At 62.3% G+C, this 972-nt stretch carries 1 protein-coding gene; it reads left to right on the top strand.

Annotated elements, in window-relative coordinates; translation table 11 throughout:
* The first annotated feature begins 157 nt into the window (after positions 1–157).
* On the top strand, positions 158–964 hold the full coding sequence (gene tetH, locus QWZ14_RS29095; RefSeq protein WP_456307277.1) for a thiosulfate dehydrogenase: 807 nt from the start codon (positions 158–160) through the stop codon (positions 962–964).
* Positions 965–972 lie beyond the last annotated feature (8 nt).

Here is a 972-nt window from a genome sequence, read left to right as displayed (position 1 = left end):
CCGGAGCAGCACCGCTACGGCCCCTGGAAGCCAATCCAGGATTGGCTCCGGACTAATGCTTCGGAGCTGCGCGCGTCAACGCGGTGATGGCTGGACCGGCACGCTGGGCTGAACAGGCGCAGCCCAGGGCCGAGTTGTGCGACATGGGGAGTGGGCGATGAACAATCAGACCAGACGCCGGATTGTGGCGAGTGTTGGCGCAGCAGTAGCCGTGACCCAGTTGCCGTCCCTGGCCGCAAAGGCGGCGGTAGCCTCCACGCCCTGGCTCGCAATGGGCGCTAGGCCTCTTAGAGACCTCGTGGAGCGCCTAGCCGCGGCGCCCCGGCGCCGTAGCCTTAGCACGGTACCAATGATCCTGGATGATCCATCGCAGTGGGACGATGAGGCACTGCAGACGGTAATCGCGTACCGCGGTGGACCGAAGCAGGTCTGGGACAATACCGACATTGGTGGCCCCTGGCTGAACCTGATGCGCAACGCGCTTAACGTGCAGGTTTGGTCGTTCAGGCACCCGGATTTCCTTGCGGTCTCGACCACCCATGGCACAGCGAACCTGGCTCTGATCGATCAAGTGATGTGGGACAAATACCAGCTCGCCAAGTTGGCAGGTGAACGGTTCCGGTCGAACACGCTCATCGCTGAGCCGGTGAACACTGGCGTGAATCCCGATGACTACCAAAGCGCGGAGGGAGCATTTTCCAGCCGGTTCAACTCCATCCCCTTGCTTCAGCGCCGGGGCGTCGTGTTCATGGCCTGCCACAACGCCCTCTGGGAGACGGCTGAGCGGCTCATCAATGCAGGAAGCAATCCCGACAGGGTGGACGTTCAAACCTTGGCAGCGGAACTAACCAATCATCTGGTCCCTGGCGTGGTTCTGACACCGGGCGCGGTGGGGACTCTTCCAGAGCTGCAGCAGGTTGGGTTCCAGTACGCCCGTAAGCGTCAGCCTATCACCACGGCTTGACCATCTGG

Origin of the sequence: Paeniroseomonas aquatica (assembly GCF_030409335.1) — a bacterium.
GTDB lineage: Bacteria > Pseudomonadota > Alphaproteobacteria > Acetobacterales > Acetobacteraceae > Belnapia > Belnapia aquatica.
The sequence above is the reverse complement of the archived record's forward strand: the minus strand, read 5'-3'. Positions and strand labels throughout refer to the sequence as shown.